The 15,452-nt window shown below is 68.4% G+C and carries 18 protein-coding genes; 1 reads left to right on the top strand and 17 read right to left on the bottom strand.

From position 1 onward, the window contains the following. Positions 1–978 precede the first annotated feature (978 nt). From ABC138_RS16840 to ABC138_RS16880, 9 genes are all read right to left on the bottom strand, one after another. Positions 979–1,737 carry a glucose 1-dehydrogenase gene (locus tag ABC138_RS16840; RefSeq protein ID WP_032491535.1) on the bottom strand — a complete coding sequence of 253 codons (759 nt, stop codon included), beginning with the start codon at positions 1,735–1,737 and terminating at the stop codon, positions 979–981. Between the two features lie 171 nt (positions 1,738–1,908). Next, the gene (locus ABC138_RS16845; protein ID WP_345914401.1) at positions 1,909–2,061 is read right to left on the bottom strand and encodes a hypothetical protein; all 153 of its coding nucleotides are present in this window, start codon (positions 2,059–2,061) and stop codon (positions 1,909–1,911) included. Between the two features lie 41 nt (positions 2,062–2,102). Then, entirely contained in the window at positions 2,103–2,675 is a 573-nt protein-coding gene (locus tag ABC138_RS16850) for a ferredoxin (RefSeq protein WP_032491534.1), read from the bottom strand. After that, positions 2,672–3,568 (bottom strand): extradiol dioxygenase, encoded by an 897-nt coding sequence (locus ABC138_RS16855; RefSeq protein ID WP_068329717.1) that lies wholly within the window; start codon positions 3,566–3,568, stop codon positions 2,672–2,674. The genes ABC138_RS16850 and ABC138_RS16855 overlap by 4 nt, the downstream gene beginning before the upstream one ends. Further along, a complete protein-coding gene (locus ABC138_RS16860; protein WP_032491532.1) occupies positions 3,568–4,554 on the bottom strand; it encodes an alpha/beta fold hydrolase in 987 nt (328 codons plus the stop codon). The genes ABC138_RS16855 and ABC138_RS16860 overlap by 1 nt, the downstream gene beginning before the upstream one ends. Positions 4,555–4,602: 48 nt before the next feature. Further along, positions 4,603–4,914: a hypothetical protein gene (locus ABC138_RS16865; RefSeq protein ID WP_169702089.1), complete on the bottom strand. Its 312-nt coding sequence runs from the start codon at positions 4,912–4,914 to the stop codon at positions 4,603–4,605. Further along, positions 4,892–5,395 carry an aromatic-ring-hydroxylating dioxygenase subunit beta gene (locus ABC138_RS16870; protein WP_032491531.1) on the bottom strand — a complete coding sequence of 168 codons (504 nt, stop codon included), beginning with the start codon at positions 5,393–5,395 and terminating at the stop codon, positions 4,892–4,894. Before ABC138_RS16870 ends, ABC138_RS16865 begins: the two co-directional genes overlap by 23 nt. Further along, the gene (locus ABC138_RS16875) at positions 5,392–6,723 is read right to left on the bottom strand and encodes an aromatic ring-hydroxylating dioxygenase subunit alpha (protein ID WP_032491530.1); all 1,332 of its coding nucleotides are present in this window, start codon (positions 6,721–6,723) and stop codon (positions 5,392–5,394) included. The genes ABC138_RS16870 and ABC138_RS16875 overlap by 4 nt, the downstream gene beginning before the upstream one ends. Before the next feature lie 99 nt (positions 6,724–6,822). Next, a complete protein-coding gene (locus ABC138_RS16880) occupies positions 6,823–7,896 on the bottom strand; it encodes an SDR family oxidoreductase (protein ID WP_032491529.1) in 1,074 nt (357 codons plus the stop codon). 127 nt (positions 7,897–8,023) lie between these two features. Between ABC138_RS16880 and ABC138_RS16885 the strand changes: the two genes are divergently transcribed. Next, positions 8,024–8,938, top strand: coding sequence for a LysR family transcriptional regulator (locus ABC138_RS16885; protein WP_068329723.1), 915 nt, complete (start codon positions 8,024–8,026; stop codon positions 8,936–8,938). A 31-nt stretch (positions 8,939–8,969) separates the two neighbouring features. Here the strand turns inward: ABC138_RS16885 and ABC138_RS16890 are convergent, their stop codons facing one another. The 8 genes from ABC138_RS16890 to ABC138_RS16925 all read right to left on the bottom strand — a co-directional run bounded on the left by ABC138_RS16890 (position 8,970) and on the right by ABC138_RS16925 (position 15,234). Beyond that, positions 8,970–9,764, bottom strand: a complete 795-nt coding sequence (locus tag ABC138_RS16890) for an IclR family transcriptional regulator (protein WP_207084496.1) — start codon at positions 9,762–9,764, stop codon at positions 8,970–8,972. Between the two features lie 63 nt (positions 9,765–9,827). Further along, positions 9,828–10,547, bottom strand: a complete 720-nt coding sequence (locus ABC138_RS16895; RefSeq protein WP_068329729.1) for a class II aldolase/adducin family protein — start codon at positions 10,545–10,547, stop codon at positions 9,828–9,830. Next, positions 10,544–11,782, bottom strand: coding sequence for an FAD-dependent oxidoreductase (locus ABC138_RS16900; protein ID WP_068329732.1), 1,239 nt, complete (start codon positions 11,780–11,782; stop codon positions 10,544–10,546). Before ABC138_RS16900 ends, ABC138_RS16895 begins: the two co-directional genes overlap by 4 nt. After that, on the bottom strand, positions 11,782–11,976 hold the full coding sequence (locus ABC138_RS16905; RefSeq protein WP_345914400.1) for a ferredoxin: 195 nt from the start codon (positions 11,974–11,976) through the stop codon (positions 11,782–11,784). The genes ABC138_RS16900 and ABC138_RS16905 overlap by 1 nt, the downstream gene beginning before the upstream one ends. 30 nt (positions 11,977–12,006) lie before the next feature. Then, positions 12,007–12,816, bottom strand: a complete 810-nt coding sequence (gene hcaB / locus ABC138_RS16910) for a 3-(cis-5,6-dihydroxycyclohexa-1,3-dien-1-yl)propanoate dehydrogenase (RefSeq protein WP_068329736.1) — start codon at positions 12,814–12,816, stop codon at positions 12,007–12,009. Beyond that, positions 12,813–13,196, bottom strand: coding sequence for a hypothetical protein (locus ABC138_RS16915; protein WP_255218357.1), 384 nt, complete (start codon positions 13,194–13,196; stop codon positions 12,813–12,815). The genes hcaB and ABC138_RS16915 overlap by 4 nt, the downstream gene beginning before the upstream one ends. Beyond that, positions 13,193–13,786, bottom strand: a complete 594-nt coding sequence (locus ABC138_RS16920) for a 3-phenylpropionate/cinnamic acid dioxygenase subunit beta (protein WP_068329738.1) — start codon at positions 13,784–13,786, stop codon at positions 13,193–13,195. The genes ABC138_RS16915 and ABC138_RS16920 overlap by 4 nt, the downstream gene beginning before the upstream one ends. Next, positions 13,783–15,234, bottom strand: coding sequence for a Rieske 2Fe-2S domain-containing protein (locus ABC138_RS16925; RefSeq protein WP_068329740.1), 1,452 nt, complete (start codon positions 15,232–15,234; stop codon positions 13,783–13,785). Before ABC138_RS16925 ends, ABC138_RS16920 begins: the two co-directional genes overlap by 4 nt. Between the last annotated feature and the right edge of the window lie 218 nt (positions 15,235–15,452).

A 15,452-nucleotide genomic window follows, 5' to 3' on the forward strand; every position in this document is an offset into this window, starting at 1 on the left:
CAGCCGCTATCTCACGGCCGCGCTGAAGGCCCTGGTCGACGAGGAGGTCCACCTCTCCGCCTCGGGCACACTGCGCCCGGTCCGCTTCGAGAGCCCCACCGACCCCGACCGCGTGGTCATCGTTCAGCCGATCCGCCGGGCTCTCTGACCCGGACCCCGAACCGGTGGCGGGGTGCCCCGTCGACCCCGAGCACGACCCCGACCCGGCAGCACTACGTCGTCCTCGAACTCACCGGTGCCGCCGCCGTGGACCGCTTCTACCTCGGACCGACCCAGGATCTCGTGGAGCGGCGAAGCGCAGATCGTCACTCACGCCCTCGAGCACGGCTGCGCCGGGATCAGCGCCGAGCAGGCGGCCGCCGTCGGTGCATGGCTGCTGCTTGGCGTGGGACGTGATGCTCGAGGAGCTGACGGTGGTGTTCTCGCCGTGGCGAGGTGGGAGCACCGGGTGAGGGGGGAGCGCGGAGCGCTTCCCCCTTCGTCTCCCGTGGGGCCCCGCGGATCGTCCGTCATCGGGTAGACCGACCCGATCCGAGACCGACCCACCCGTCGTCGGGCCTTGGCCCTTGATCGTGGACACGGTGTCGGTTCGGTTATGCCGCTTCCGCGAGCGTAGCGGAGCGCGCGGCTTCGTAGGCGTTCGGGCTGATGTTGCCGATCGCGGAGTGGCGCCGGCGAGTGTTGTAGCGGTTCGCCCACCGGAACACGGCCCGGTAGGCGGTGGCCTGGTCCGGGAACGCTGACCGGCGACGGACAAGACGGTGGACGCGGAGGGCAAGGCCTGGCAGGTCGGCAACGCGCTCATTCAACGCCCCGGCACGGGCGAGGACATCGCGTACATGGCGCTCTACCTGGCCTCCGACGAGTCCTCTTGGGTGACCGGACAGAACTACAGCGTCGACGGCGGCGCGACCGGTGACGGACGGGAGGCACGGTGCCAGCTGACACCGTGCCTCCCGTCCGTCGTGGCCACCTCGTCTAAATCGCGAGGTACCCGCCGTCGACGGCGAACTGCGAGCCGGTCGCGAAGGCGGCCGCGTCGGAACCGAGCCACGCGACCATCTCGGCGATGTCGTGCGGCGTGCCGAGTCGGCCGATCGGGTGCTTCGTCAGCAGCGCGTCCTTGAAGCCGGGGTAGGTCTCCTCCAGCGCGTCTATCATTGGCGTCTGGATCACCCCGGGCAGCACTGCGTTCACGCGGATGCCTTTGTCGGAGTACTCCACCGCGGCGGCTCGGGTGAGGCCGATGACGCCGTGCTTCGACGTGACGTAGGCGGACTGGTGGGCGAGGGCGGCCTGCCCGAGGGACGAGGCGGTGTTGATGATGGATCCGCCGCCCTGCGCCAGCATCTGCGGGATCTCGGCCTTCATGCTGATGAACACTCCGGTGAGGTTGACGGCGATCACCTTGTCGAACTGCTCCACCGTGACGTCGGCGAGGTCGGGGCCGGTGACCTCGATGCCGGCGTTGTTGTGCGCGATGTCGAGTCGGCCGTAGCGGTCCACCGCGGCCTGGACCAGGTGCTGCATCGACGCGAGGTCGGTCACGTCCGCCCGGACGAACGCCACGGCGTCTCCGCCGTCGATGTACTCGAGCGTCCCGTTGCCGGCATCCTCGGACAGGTCGGCGACGACGACCCGTGCGCCATGGTCGACGAGGACCTTCGCGGTCTCGCGCCCGATCCCTCCGCCACCACCGGTGACGAGTGCGACCTTGCCATCGAGCGAGTTTGACATTGTGTGCTTCTTTCTCTCAGGGAGCGGCGTCGGTCGGCGCCGCTCGTTCAGTGCGGGAGCTGCGACGCGGTGTCGGCTGTGAGCCGGCGGACGTCGCGATCCAAGGTGGGGCGGTCGATGCCGACAGTCATCACCGGGTTGCCTTCGGATGCCGCGGCCCAGTCGCGCGCGCTACCCTTCCGGGTCGGAGTCGATCAGGGTCGTGTTCAACCCGTCGAGTTGGTAAGCCCGGGCGAGGTGCGTGGCGGTCGTCGTTTTGCCCGCGCCGCCCTCGAGAGCGCGAGCGGAGAGAACCTGCTGAACGGCGTAGCCGGCCGCCAACATCGGCGGTAGCACGTCATGAACCGGGGCACAGGGCGTACCGGTCACCTCCGCCTCATGGAGTCGTCCTCGACCGCGGTTGCCACCGCGTCCGGGGATACTCCGTCGGTCACCGGCCGCGCCTCGTGCAGCGATGGCTCCTCCACCGGGGGGTCGAGGACGGTGATGGCCCGCACCGGGCAGCTTGCGGCGGCCTCGAGCGCTAAGGCGTGGGTGCGGGGGCCACCGGCAACAGGCTCCAGAACGACGGCGACGCTGCGCTCGTCATCGAGGTCGAAGAGCTCGGGCGCGGTCACGACGCACGAGGCGAAGCCCTCACACCGCTGGTGGTCTACCGTGATGTTCATCGTCGCCTCCGTGGTTAGGTCATGGGCAGTCTGTTCGGCGGCGAAGCGCCGCATCGGATCGATCCTGAGCGCACCGGCCAGCTGCATGATCAGCAGTGGGTGGGCGCCCCTTTGATGGAGGGTGACCAGGTCGCCCTCCAGGACGGCCGCAAGATCGGCCAGCCGTACGCCTGCGAGGTCGGCCGCGAGCTGGCCCGACTCTTCCGCAATGGAACGAAACTCCGGATCCCGGATGACCCGGCGGATGACCTGGTCCAGGGGTAAGTTCACGGTTCCTCCTCGGGGGCCAACCGAGCCAGCGCGATCCCGGTCGCCCAGTCCGGGACGGACTCGTAGGCCAGGACGACCCCTCTCGGCCCACGGGCCGTCGGCTCCCCCCCCGATCTGGGCCTCCGCTCAGGCTCCGACACTCCCCAGCCCTCCTGACTGGACGCGGCGGCCATCGCGGTGACCCAGTTGCGGATCTCCGGGGCACCATTGCCGGCCTCAGCGAGGACGTCGGCGGTCTTCATGACGAGGATCGCGCCGAGGTCCCCTGCGCGCACGTGCTGCAGGAACCGCTCGTCGAAGGCGGAGTTGATCTGGCCCATCTCCGGCGTGCCGACCCAGTGGGAGAGCCCGCCGGTCCCGAGCACGACCACTGTTTCGGCTGCGGGCCGTCGCGTGATGACGTCGCGCAGCAGTTTCCCCAGTTGGGCGCTGCGCCACAGGGGTGGCAGAGGCTCGGTGTTGGCGTTCTGGAACACCGGGACCACCGGGATGTCCATCTCTGGTCGGATGAGGGTCAATGGTGCCATGAACGCATGGTCGAGCTTCGGGTTGGCGGAGAACGCGAGGTCGAACCCGGTGGCCACCCCCTCGGAGAGCAGTTGGGCAGCGAAGGCGCCAGCAAGTGGGACCTCGGCGCTGGCCACTCCTCCATCGCCCCAACCGGTGGCTATCTCTCCGATTCCGACGCATATCTGCGGAAAGCTGTCGTAGCTGAAGGATTTTAGGTGCTCGCTGCTGACGACGACGAGCACGTCAGGGGACAGCCGGTCAACCTCCGCACGCACCTGAGCGAAGGCCTGATGGACTGCGGCGTGCACGTCGTTGTCCGGTTGAAACTTTCGGATCATCATCGCCGTGTGGGACGTCGCGTACGCACCTACCAGGCTGCCCATCAGCGGGCCGCCCGTTGCCGGTTGGTGGCCGGATCCGTGGGGCCGCCGTCGCCGTCGCCGTCGGTGCGCCCACCTCGGCGCCCCGCGGTGACCGAACGCAGGAAACCGCCGACGACAGCGTGGAACTCCGCCGGCTTCTCGAACTGCGGCCAGTGACCAGCGTCCTCCATCAGACGGAACGTTGCATCGGGAATGATCCGGCTGGCCGCCTCCCCCACCGGCCACGGCATGGTCGGGTTCTGCCGGGTCCACAGCACGAGCGTCGGGCAGTTGATCGTCGCGAGCCGCTCGGCGGTCAGCAGTTCCTCCGGCCGGGGCCGGGAGGTGAATGCGGCGACCATGTCACCGGCGGTGGCGGCGAAGTCCGGGCTGGCGTAGATCCGGTACCGGGTCTCCACCAGTTCGTCGGTGACCACGGACGGGTCATGCACCAGCCATTCCAGCCGAGTCCGGACCTTCTCCCGGGTCGGGGTGTCCAGAGCCTTGGTGGTGGCCTCCGCGACCTGTCGGCCGACGTTCTCGGTCAGCGTGGCACCGTCGGCGTCCACCTGCAGCCCCGCCCCGGTGACGCTGACGAGCGAGGCGACCCGCTCGGGGTGGTGGACGGCGAGAAACGCCGCGACCCAGCCACCGAGAGACTGCCCGACCAGGTGGGCTCGCGAGGCGCCGATCTCGTCGAGGAAGCCGAGCACGTGCTCGGCGAGCGCGCGGATCGAGTACTCGATCTGCGGCTTGTCGGTGAAGCCGTGACCCAGCATGTCAATGGCATGCACGCGGAAGTCCCGGCCGAGGACGGCGACGTTGCGCACCCAGGTCTCGGCGTGCCCGCTCACGCCGTGCAGCAGGACTACCGGCTCACCGGCGCCTGCCTCGATGCTGCGGGTGCGGTAAGAGCTCGCCTGGCGGTACCGGACCTCGGTTCCCAGCAGGTCCACCCAGAACGAGTTCCCCTGGGGCTGGGCCGTTCCCCCTTCAGCGCTCGTCACGTTGAGGCTCCTCTCTGTTCGGCCGTGCGGCCGGTGCGGGATGGTCGGTCACTCCGGTCCGAACGGCTCGGTGAGCAATGTCGTGTAGGCCCTCTCGTCGAGCCAAGTGAGGCTCTCCAGCTGCAGCGCGTCAAGGAAGACCTCGCGGCCGGTGCGCAGGCTACGGATGGCCAGGCGAAGGTCGTTGCCGTCTCGGTCGGCGCGTACCCGCACCCGGGCGAACTCGTTGCTGACTACGAGCTCGCCGTCGGCAGAGCCGGTGCGCAGCCAAGAACTCGGCTCTGGTGCGCCATCAGCCCCGACGTCCCGACTGCCGTCGAGGTCAGCCGCCTGGGCCTCAGAAGAAGATGGAGATGGCACGGGGCAGCACCCGGTGGTCGAGGAGCACGGTCCGTTCGGCGATCTTCCAGTTCTCACCGGAGGTCACGATCCGGTCGCGACGGGAGCCGACGAAGAACTGCTCGGAGTTGGCCCGCCGGGACTGGAAGACGATGAAGTTGCACTCCGCTACCAGGTCGCCGTCCGGCCCGGGGGTGACCAGGACGTTGCTGATGAACCGACGCGTCCGCGACCGCGGCTGCTCCGAGTGGGCAAGGCCACCGGCCAAGCGCTCCATCCGCTTGGCGAGGAAGCGGGCGTCCTCCTCCATGAGCGACCACTCGCCGGGGACGTGGTCCCGGTGCTGCCGCACCTCACGGGTCTCCGTGATCGGCATCCAGTAATGGACATCCTCGGTGAACAGGTCGAGCCACTCGTCGTAGCGTTGCTCGTCGAGCATCTTGGCCTCGCTGTAGAGGAAGTCCTCTACGTCGCGGCGCAGATCGGTGAGGGAAGTGGTCATTTCTGCTCTCCCGGGGTGGTCATGAGTTCGAGCCAGTAGCGATAGAAGTTGCGGTGGTTCTGCTCCGAGTAGTGGGGCCCCAAATGGCCGGGGTATCCCTCCTCGTGGATCTCGCCCTCGTGCCCCAGGCCCATCGCGTAGTTGAAATCCCGGGTCTGGGAGACCACCCCGCGGGCGGACTCGGTGATTTGCTCGAAGTTCTCGCCATCGTCCTGGCCGAAGATCCCGGCCGCGGCATTCTCCTGGGACATCTGGGTGCGGGCGACGTCCTTGACCGACTGCGGCGCGTCGCGGTCGAAGAGCGCCGTCTGCCAGACCTCGATCTCACCCGGTCCCCTCGGGTGCCATTGGAAGAGCCCGAAGACGTGGAAGACGCCGAACTTGATCCATGACAGGTTCGGGAAGATATTGCCCTGACCGAGCCCGTGCATCTCCGCCTGCAGCGGGGAGACCCGGGCCTTGAGCCGCTCGTGCACGGCGTTGACGTACTCGATCGCCTCCGGCCCGAGGAACTGAGCCATCCCGACGTCGTTCTGATAGGCCCGGCCGGGCTTGCCGATGTCGCCCATCCCGTGGCCGTGGTCGAAATGTGCGATGTAGTCGCCGAGCGTGTCGTAATCGGGGAGGAAGCCGATCTGGAAGGCCGACCCATGTGTGTAGAGCACGTGGTAGTCGTCGCCGGCGAAGTTCTCCGCCGCCAGCTTCCAGTTGGCCTTGATCCGGAACTTCATCGTGGGGCCGATCACCTCGAGCCCGCCGAGCGGCGCCTCGAAGGCCAGGTCCAGATACCAGAGCTGGTCAGCGCCGAGGTAGTCCACCAGCGGGATGGCGTCCTCGTCCCAATTGGCGAAGATGAAGCCCTTGTAGTTCTCCACCCGCGGAACGGCCTTCAGACCTAGCCGCGACTTGTCCAGCTCGCCATGGTAGACGGTATCTGCGCGCGGTACACCGATCAGATCGCCGTTGTTGCTGTAGGTCCAGCCGTGGTAGGGGCAGCGGAAGAACTTCGAGGACCCGGCGTCGGTGCTACACACGGCCATGCCCCGGTGGGCGCAGGAGTTGAGCATCACCCGGATCACTCCGTCCGCACCGCGAGTGGCGATCACAGGGTCCTCGCCCATGAAGTTCGTCAGGTAGTCGCCCGGCTCACTCAACTGGGACTCGTGGCCGATGAACAACCACGTCTTGGTGAATACCCGGTCCAATTCCTTGCGGTAGATTGCCTCGTCGACGAAGACCGTTCGGCTGACGGCGCCCTCGTCGGGCTTCACCAGGTCGTGCAGTCCTGCGGAGGCCACGTCAACGGGGCGTTCGCTAATGCTGGTCATGATCGGGTCCTCTCGGGGTCTGACGGGTTGCGTGAGGTGAGATGGGAGGGCGGACCCGAACGGCCCACCTGTAAGCGGATCGTCTGGGCGTCTGCGGTATCACTGAGCGCTGTCATTGCTGGTCCAACTGTTCTGGGCCCCGAGGTTAGCCATGCCCGCGGCGTACAGGGCGCCCTGCGCGTCGAAGGGGAGGTGGGCCACGCCGGCCCGCTCGTATGACGGGGTCGCGGCTTCCAGCCGGCTGTAGATCTCCTCCATGTCCGGAGGCAGCTCATGGTCCTGCCACGCGGCGTAGTCCCCGTAGCCGTGGTCGTAGTTCCACTCCGGCACGTAGTAGAGGCGCCCGGACGCCCCCGCGCTGTCCTGGGCTGCGAGGAAGAGCGAGATCGGCAGCAGGTGCTCGGGAATCGCCGGGCGCATGAAGTAGGCGATGCCCTGCTCGTTGAAGGCCCGGGCGGTGGCGTCGAACCACGACGCTCGGGTGTGCCCCGGCATGATCGCGTTAACCGCGACCCCGTCGCCGCGCACCTCCTCGGCGAGGTAGAAGGTCAGCGCCATCACGGCGGCCTTGGTGGCCTGGTAAGGCATCTCGACCGTCCACGGGCGCAGCCCGTGGTAGCCGCCGCCGGCGGCGACGGCCAGGACGCCACTGCTGACGACGTTGACGATGCTGCCCCGCTGCTGGGCCCGCATCGGCTCGATGAACCGGCGGATGGCCTTCAGCGTGCCGAACACGTTGACGCCGAACATCACCTCCCAGTCGCGGTCGGTCGTGTCAAGGGTGTTCCGGTGGCCTGTGGGCGGGAAGAGGGTTTCGGAGACCAGAGACGCGTTGTTCACTAGGACGTCGACGGTCCCGAACCTGTCGATTACAGCGTCTCGGGCGGCGTCGAGGGCGTCGTCGTCGGTGATGTCCATGTCGACGGCCATGCCGCTGCCGTCCGACTCCAGCTGCTTGCGGAAGTCGTCAGCGTCGTCCCACGTCAGGTCCGCTGCAACGACCTTGGCGCCGGCGCGCAACAGTCCCTCGCAGAGGGAACGGCCGATGCCGCGGGCTCCACCGGTGACAACGATGACTCGACCCGCCACCTCGCCCTGCCACTCACCGAGTGCCCGCTCGACCAGCTGACGCTGCCGCGCAGTGGCCACGGTTCCTCCACCAGACTCCGACATCCAATTCTCCTTAAGGTAGGACGACTTTCTGCCTTGCAGTACACGTAGGAGCGTATGACCCTCATCACGCGCTGTCTACGGTCTATTCTGGGATCGAGCTATTCACTGGTGTAACTAGGAGCCATGCGTGGAGCTGCGTCAACTCAGGTATCTCCATGCGGTGGCCCGCGAGGGGTCGTTCCTCCGCGCCGCCGCCACCCTCGACGTGCCGCAGCCCTCGCTGTGGCGTTCGGTCAAGGCGCTGGAGGCGGAGCTGGGCATCGCCCTCTTCGAGAGGTCCGGCCGCGGAGTACAGCTCACCGGTGCCGGGAATCAATTGCTGCCCCGCGCCGACTACCTGCTGAATCGAGCGGAGTCGGTCTCCCAGTTTGCCCACGAACTCGCTCGCGGTCGAGCGGGCGTCGTCACGGTGGCCTGCGCATATCCGCACGTGCCACGGTTCCTCGCGCCCCTGATCGGCACCTTCCGGTCGGCGCATCCCGCTATCCACGTCGCCGTCCACGAGTACTCGGGCCTGCCCGCGATCGAACAGGTGCTTAACGGGGACGTCGATCTCGTGACGGGCCTCGGGCAGGCCGACCAGCGTCTTGCGGGCCACCAGCTCGGCGACGTGCGGCTGGCGGTGGTGACCTCCGACGACCACGCGTGGCGGGGCCGGAGCCACGTCTCGGTCGCTGAATTGCGTGACCAGCCGGTGCTCACCGGGTCCGCCGATAGCCTCACCCGGCGCCTGCTGGAGCCGGCGCTGCGGGCAGGGGGCTTCGGGCTCGACATCACGTCGGAGAGCGTCAACGCCACCACACTCGTTGCGCTCGCCCGGGCCGGGCTGGGCGTGGCCGTCATCGCCGACGACAACCTCAGTGCCGACGACTCGGCGAGATGGCCAGCGCTGGTCGACGAGCACACCCCGATGAGCGCCCCGCTGTGGATCTACTGGTCACGCGAAGGAGGCATCGCCCCGGCGGTGCGGTCCTTTGTGCGCCACGTCCAGGGGACCGGCAACCGGCTGGACCGGGACGGCGGGCAGCCCAGTCCCGCCTGAGGCCCAGCCGACCTCGGACTGACCACGCCGATCAGAGCAGGAGGTGGTCGATCTCCTCCGCCGCAGCTACCAGCCGAGTGAGGATGTCCTGCTCGGTCGCCGAGCTCATGCGACTGAGCGGCAGCGAGGCGTTGACCGCCAACCGCGGAGAGCGGGTCGAGGCCAGCGCGACGGCGAGGGAGGCGACACCCTCCTCGCTCTCCTCCTTGCTCGTCGCGAACCCCCGGGAACGGATCGTGCGCACCGCGTCGAGAAGCTCGGTCCGGGTGCCTAGCGAATGCGGGGTGAGCTGGATGAGCCGCTCGTCGGGATACAGCAGATGTAGCTCATCGTCAGTCAGCATGGCCAGCAGCGCCTTGCCGGTGGAAGTGCAATGGGCGGGCATGCTGCGCCCGAGCCGGTTGGCCACTCGCAGGGCCCGATCACTCTCGATGGAATCGATAAAGTGGACCTCGTTCCCCTCGAGCCGGCCCAGGTGCACCGTCTCCCCCAGATCGTTGTTGAGCCGCTCGAGCACCGGCCGTGCCCGGTCTCGGGCGTCGAGTCGGCGCAGCAGACCGAAGGCCAGCGAGTCCAGGGTCGGCCCCGGGACGTAACTGCGCGTCGCGGCATCCTGCCGGACGTAGCCGCGGTACTGGAGCATGGCAAGCAGCCGGTGGGCAGTGGATGATGCCACCCCCAGGTACTTGCTGACGTCCGTCAGCCGCAGGCTGGGGTGCTCCCCCAGCAGCAGCACCACCCGGAGTGCGTTGTCCACCGACTCGATCGGGTACTGCGGCGCCGAGCCAAATTCCGGTGTCGGCGGCAGGTTCGACATCGCTCTCATGGGTCTGAGGCTACGGGGTGTCTGCTGCGCAGGGACCGACGCCGAGGACCTGCGCCCCGGCGGTCACCCCATCCTGGCGACTTCATGCCGCCACGCCACGCCCTCGTTGAAGCCCGGTCCGAGGTCGGGCAGCGCCGCCAAGTCCTCGGCCGGCAGATCCGCTTGCGCCCCTCCCGCCGCGGCGATCTGGAGGGACAGCCGGGCCAGAGAGTCCACGCTGATCGCCCGCAGGACCGCTTCCTGGACCGATCCACCGCTGCTAGTCAAGCCGTGCCCGCGGAGCACGACGACCGGCCGCTTACCCATGGCCGCCACCATCTCCAAGGCCAGGCCACGGCTCCGAACGAGCACGCCACGCGGGTAGACGGGCACCCCGCCGGCGGCCAGCTTGGCGCCCGGGATGTCGAACGCACCGACGATGGGGCGGATCGCGAGGCCAGCCAGGTCTGCTGCGACTACCGCCCGCGGGTGCACGTGGACGACTGAGGCGGCCTCCGGCCGGGAACGCAGCACCTCCACATGCAGCGGCAATTCGTTCGGTGGAGACCATCCATCGAGCTCGCCCGGAGCTCCAGGGGCGCCGCCCTGGTCAACGAGGTGGACGTCGGCGGCCGTCGTCCAGGCCAAGCCCCGCTCCTGAGGGCCGCGGCAGCGGATCAACAAGCGTTCCTCGTCGATCCGCAGGCTGACGTGGCCCAGGAACCCGTCGGACAGCCCACGAGCTGCGGCGACCCGACATGCATCCGCGACGAGCTGCCGCTCAGCGGCGTACCCACCGCTCATGCCGGCGCCGCCCCCGCGGCCGACAGCCGGTCGAGCTGGGCGACGACGTCGTCGAACGACGCGCCCGCACCCACCGCCCTCCGGCAGACCAGCAACGCCTTGGGCCAGTTAACCGCGACCGCTCCCCGCAGGTCCCCGCTGTCATCGGTGTAGACCGCCGCTCCGCGGGGATGGGCACTAGTCAGGTCCCCCACCAGCGTGTGCCGGGTCGCCCCAACCGGCCGGCCGACGATCTGAATCTTCCAGTCGTACTGGTCGCTCCACACGTACTCGACCGGGCAGTGGGACCGCAGCTCCTCGGGGTGGGCGATGTTGTGTGCCACCACGGCAGCGGACTCAACCGCGTTGGTCCAGTGCTCGACTCGCACATGCTCTCCGTGTCCCGGGTGGAACCACCGCAGCACGTCACCGACGGCGTACACGTCGGCGGCGTCGACCGCCCGGCAGTGCTCGTCGCAGACGACGCCGTCGTCCACGAGGAGGCCCGAGCCCGCCAGCCAGCCGTCGTTGGGAACGGCGCCGATCCCGACCACGACGGTCCCCGCCGCCAACTGCGAACCGTCGGTCAACTGCACCGTTAGGTCACCGGCTTCGCCCTCGACCGACTCGACACCCACCCCGAACTTCGTGGTCACGCCGTGCCGGGTGTGCAGGTCGACGAACAACTCTCCGACCTCTCGGCCGACGACGCGTCCGATCGGAGCGGAAAGGGGATCGACGACGGTGACTTCTCTGCCCAGGGCGTGCGCGGTGGCTGCCACCTCCGCGCCAATAAAGCCCCCGCCGATGATCACAACTGGCCGGTCGACCTCCAGGTCGTCACGCAGCGCGCGTGCGTCGGCCATGGAACGCAGCACATGCACCCCCGATGTGGCCGACCACGGGGCGGGGCGCGCGGCAGCACCGGTGGCGAGCACCGCAGCGTCGTAGTCGATCGTGCTCCCATCAATCAGCACCACCTGCCGGTCGGCGACGTCCAGACGCTGCGCCGCGACCCCCAGGCACAGCTCGATCCCGGCTGCTGCCGCCGCCTCGGCGGTCAGCAGCGCGATCCGTTCAACGGACCAACAGCCGGTCAAGAATTGCTTGGACAGCGGCGGCTTGTCATAGGGCAGGTCCGGCTCGTCGCCCACGAGGACGATGCGACCGCCGAAGCCCTCGGTACGCAGAGACTGGGCCGTCCGCACGCCGGCGACCGACGCTCCGACGACGACTACGGTCCGGGGATCCGTCATCAGCCCTCGATGCTCAGCGCGTTGGCCGGACAACTGCGCGCGGCTTCCTCGACCCGCGGCCGGTCGGCGTCGCTGATCTCCTCGGTCAGGAGCACAACCTTGCCGTCGTCGTCGATGTCGTAGACGTCGGGTGCGCCGGTGATGCAGTTGCCGTATCCCTGACAGGCCTTGACGTCGGCCCACACCCGGGGCATGAGCTCTCCTTTGGTTCGCTGGGGGGTGGGTCAGGAACGTTTCCTGGGGGAAGCGGAGACGCCGATCCCGCCGTCGGGGTGGACCACCCCGCCGGTGATGCCACGGGACCGGTCGGAGGCTAGGAACACGTAGCTCCACGCGTGGTCCGCAGCCGTCAGCGCGACCTGCAGCGGTACCCGGGACGCCACTTCCTCGGCGCGGCCCGGGATGTCGCCCAGGCTGCGCCCCGCAGTTCCCAGGCTAGGCAACCCACGCAGGTCGGTGCCCAGCGTGCCGCCCGGTGCGACCCCGTTGACCCGCACCTCCGGCGCCAGGTCGTGGGCGAGCGCCGTGACGATCCCGCGGACGGCGAACTTCGAGGACAGGTACAGAACGCCGCCTCGACCCGGGAAATAGGAGGACGTCGACTCTGTAAGGAGCACCACTCCGCGCCCCGACGCCTGCAGATGGGGCAGTGCCGCTTTCACGGACTGCAAGTGGGAAAGCACATTGGTGCGGAACATCTCGTCGAAGGCGACGTCTAGCACGTCGGCGTCGAGGTCGAGAAGACTGCGGTAGAAGTCGAACACCCCCACGCAGTTGACCAGAACGTCCAGCCCCCCGAAGGCCTCGACCGCCGCGGTGACCGCGGCGTCGTTGGCCTGACGGGTGACCGCGTCGCCGACGGTGACCGGGACTTCGGGCAGGGCCGCCCCGATCGCCGCGCTCTTGTCCGGATCGCGCTCCAGGACCGCGACTCGCGCTCCCTCGGCGAGGAAGACGTCCACAACCGCCCGGCCGATGCCCGAGCCCGCGCCCACGACCAGCGCTCGCCGCCCCTCGAGCCAGCCGGCGGTCACTGGCTGCCACCCCCGGGCGGGTGCTGCGGCGGCTCGTTGCCGCCCTCAGGGACCGCGCCGTCTTCGCAGATGCCGGCGGTTCCGTCGGTGACCAGCGAGCCGAAGGGGTTGCCGATCATCGCCGAGAAGGTGGCGGTGCTCTGCCAAGTCAGAGCCTCGAGCTCTAGGGGGTCCAGCGCTACCCACTGCCCGGACTTCGGTGACTCGACCAGGAGCCGGGAACCGTTGCGTGTATCGACGCGGACCACCCGCACCTCGGCGAACTCGTTCGCGATGGTGGTGGCGCCGCCGCGGACGCCCGCGAGCAACGCGTCGCGCTCGGCTGCGGCGCGCCGCGCAGCCCGGGCATCAGCCTCCTCGCCCTCCCAGTGCAGCGTCACAGGAATATCGCCAGGTTCTGCATCCGCATGACCGAGTCGTCCACGAGGATCGTGCGACGGGCCAATTTCCACCCCTCGGGAGTGCGGCGTAGGACGTCCTCGCGCCCGGCGGAGACGAACGAGCCCTCGCGGACGTCGCCACGACTGCGGAAAAGCAGGGTCGCCGACTCGACCACCAGGTGGTCCTCCACCAGATGCCCGTCCAGATCGGCGGCGAAGGCGCGCACGTTACTGAGGTGGTGGCGCAGGCGGGACGGCGGGTCCTCGGTCCATGCGTGCTCGGTGAGGAACCGGGCGACCCGCCGGGACAGGGAGTACTTGTCCTCGTCGAAGTGGGCCATCCCCGGAGAGGTGTCGTAGCCGGCGCCCAGCGCGGTTGTGACCCGCACCGGCATCAGGTAGTGAATGTCGTCGGTGAGAAGGTCCAGCCAGTCGGAGTAGGACTGGGCGTCGAGCATCCACGCCTCGTCGACCAGCCACTGGTGGGCCATCAAGTGCCGCTGGTCCCCGAAGGGCAGCGACCGCCCGGTCCGCTGAACACGGGAGGCGTTCCTGCCGAGCACAGAACTCGCGGAATGAGTGTCGGTCATGCCTGCGCGGCCGTCCCGTGCGACGCGGCGGCGACATCGCCGGCCGCGGTCGAGATTTTTGCGGAGGCATCTGGGGCGCCCTCCCGCGGTCCACCCACCTCGACCGTGGCCGCGATGGACATCGGCGTTTCCAGGTCGTCGGCCCAGCGGCTGAGCAGTGCTCGCTGGTTGTACTCGCTGTAGCCGGTGTGCGCCGACCCCGGACCGTGAAACTGCTCGACGGTGAGCTGCGGGATCACCTCAGTGTCGTCCTCAAGGATGCCCATCCGGCTGTTCAACCGCAGTCGGCGGGCCATGGAGCCAGCTGCGGTGTTGGTCAGAGAGACCCAGTTCTCCACGTCATCCTGCTCGAACATGCCTGTCGAGCCGAAGCACATCAAGTACGCCTTGTAGGACAACGCCTTGAACTCCTCCGGCGCCTCGGCGTCGACGGCGAACCACGACAGCACCTCGGTCTCATCCTCGCTGATCGGCTGCCATTGCCGGATGGAGATGAAGGGCAGCACGTTCTCGGAGTCGGCCACCCGCGGCCAGTTGTGCACGAGGGAGAGGTTCGGGTAGATAGACGCCGCGCTGATCATGAAGCCGTCGTCGCCGATAACCTTGAGCTGATCGGACGACAGATGCTGCTTCATCCGGTCCACCATTTCCTGCGGATACCCGACGTAGCGCAGCCGCTCGTCGAGGTCGCCCTCGGGGAGCTTGTAGGTCGTCCCGCCCCCGGCGCCCGCCCAGTAGGTGGCCCCGTCCTTGCGCTTCTCGGCCTTGGGCTCCCGGAACAGCCCGATCTCCACCACCGAGGTGTGGGTCTGCGGCGTGTGGTACATGTCGCCGGCGAAGTTCTCCGCTCCGATCTTCCAGTTGGCCTTGACCCGCCAGCGCTGCGGGCCGCGCAGCTCGATGCCGCTGCCGCTCTGCTTGGTGTAGTAGTCCAGGTAGAAGCGGAAGTCGCCGAGGAACTCCTCCAGGGGTGGCGCGTTCGGGTCCAGCGACACGAAGATCAACCCGTTGTAGGTCGCCAGGTTAGGCGCCGACAGTAGGCGCTGCCCATTGCGCTTGAACCCCGCCTCGCCGCCGTAAGCGTCTTGGTGGAATGGGAGGCCGACGATCCGCCCGTCATTGCGGTAGGACCAGCCGTGGTACGGGCAGCGGAAGTGCGAGGCGTTGCCCATCTCCGCCCGGCACACCTGCATCCCGCGGTGCAGGCACATGTTGAAGTGCGCCCGGATCTCGCCCTCCTCGTCCCGGGTGACGATGAAAGAGTCCTGCAGCACCCGGCGCACCACGTAGTCGCCGGGCTGGGCGATCTCCGACTCGTGACCGACGAACACCCAGGCACGGGCGAAGACCCGCTCCTTCTCGAGCTCGAAGATCTCGCGGTCGTTGTAGACGTGCGCGGGGATCATCCCGCGCCGCACATCGGCGAGCATGCCGGTCTGGTCGGTCATCTGAATCAGTCTCCTCGGGCGGCCTATAGTCAATCGCCGTTTCCTGCCCCTCTGTTGACCAGAGGCGCGTTCTGCTCAGTAGACCACGCATGGGCTGGCGGGGCAAGCACACCCGCTCGTCGGCCGATAGCTCGGCGACAACGTGGCCGGGCCTTGAGCTCACGGTTCTCCTGCTTAACCTCGATCCACCGATCGACTGTGTCCGGTGGGCGGCGTGG

The organism is Janibacter sp. LM (assembly GCF_039631275.1).
Taxonomy (GTDB): domain Bacteria; phylum Actinomycetota; class Actinomycetes; order Actinomycetales; family Dermatophilaceae; genus Janibacter; species Janibacter terrae.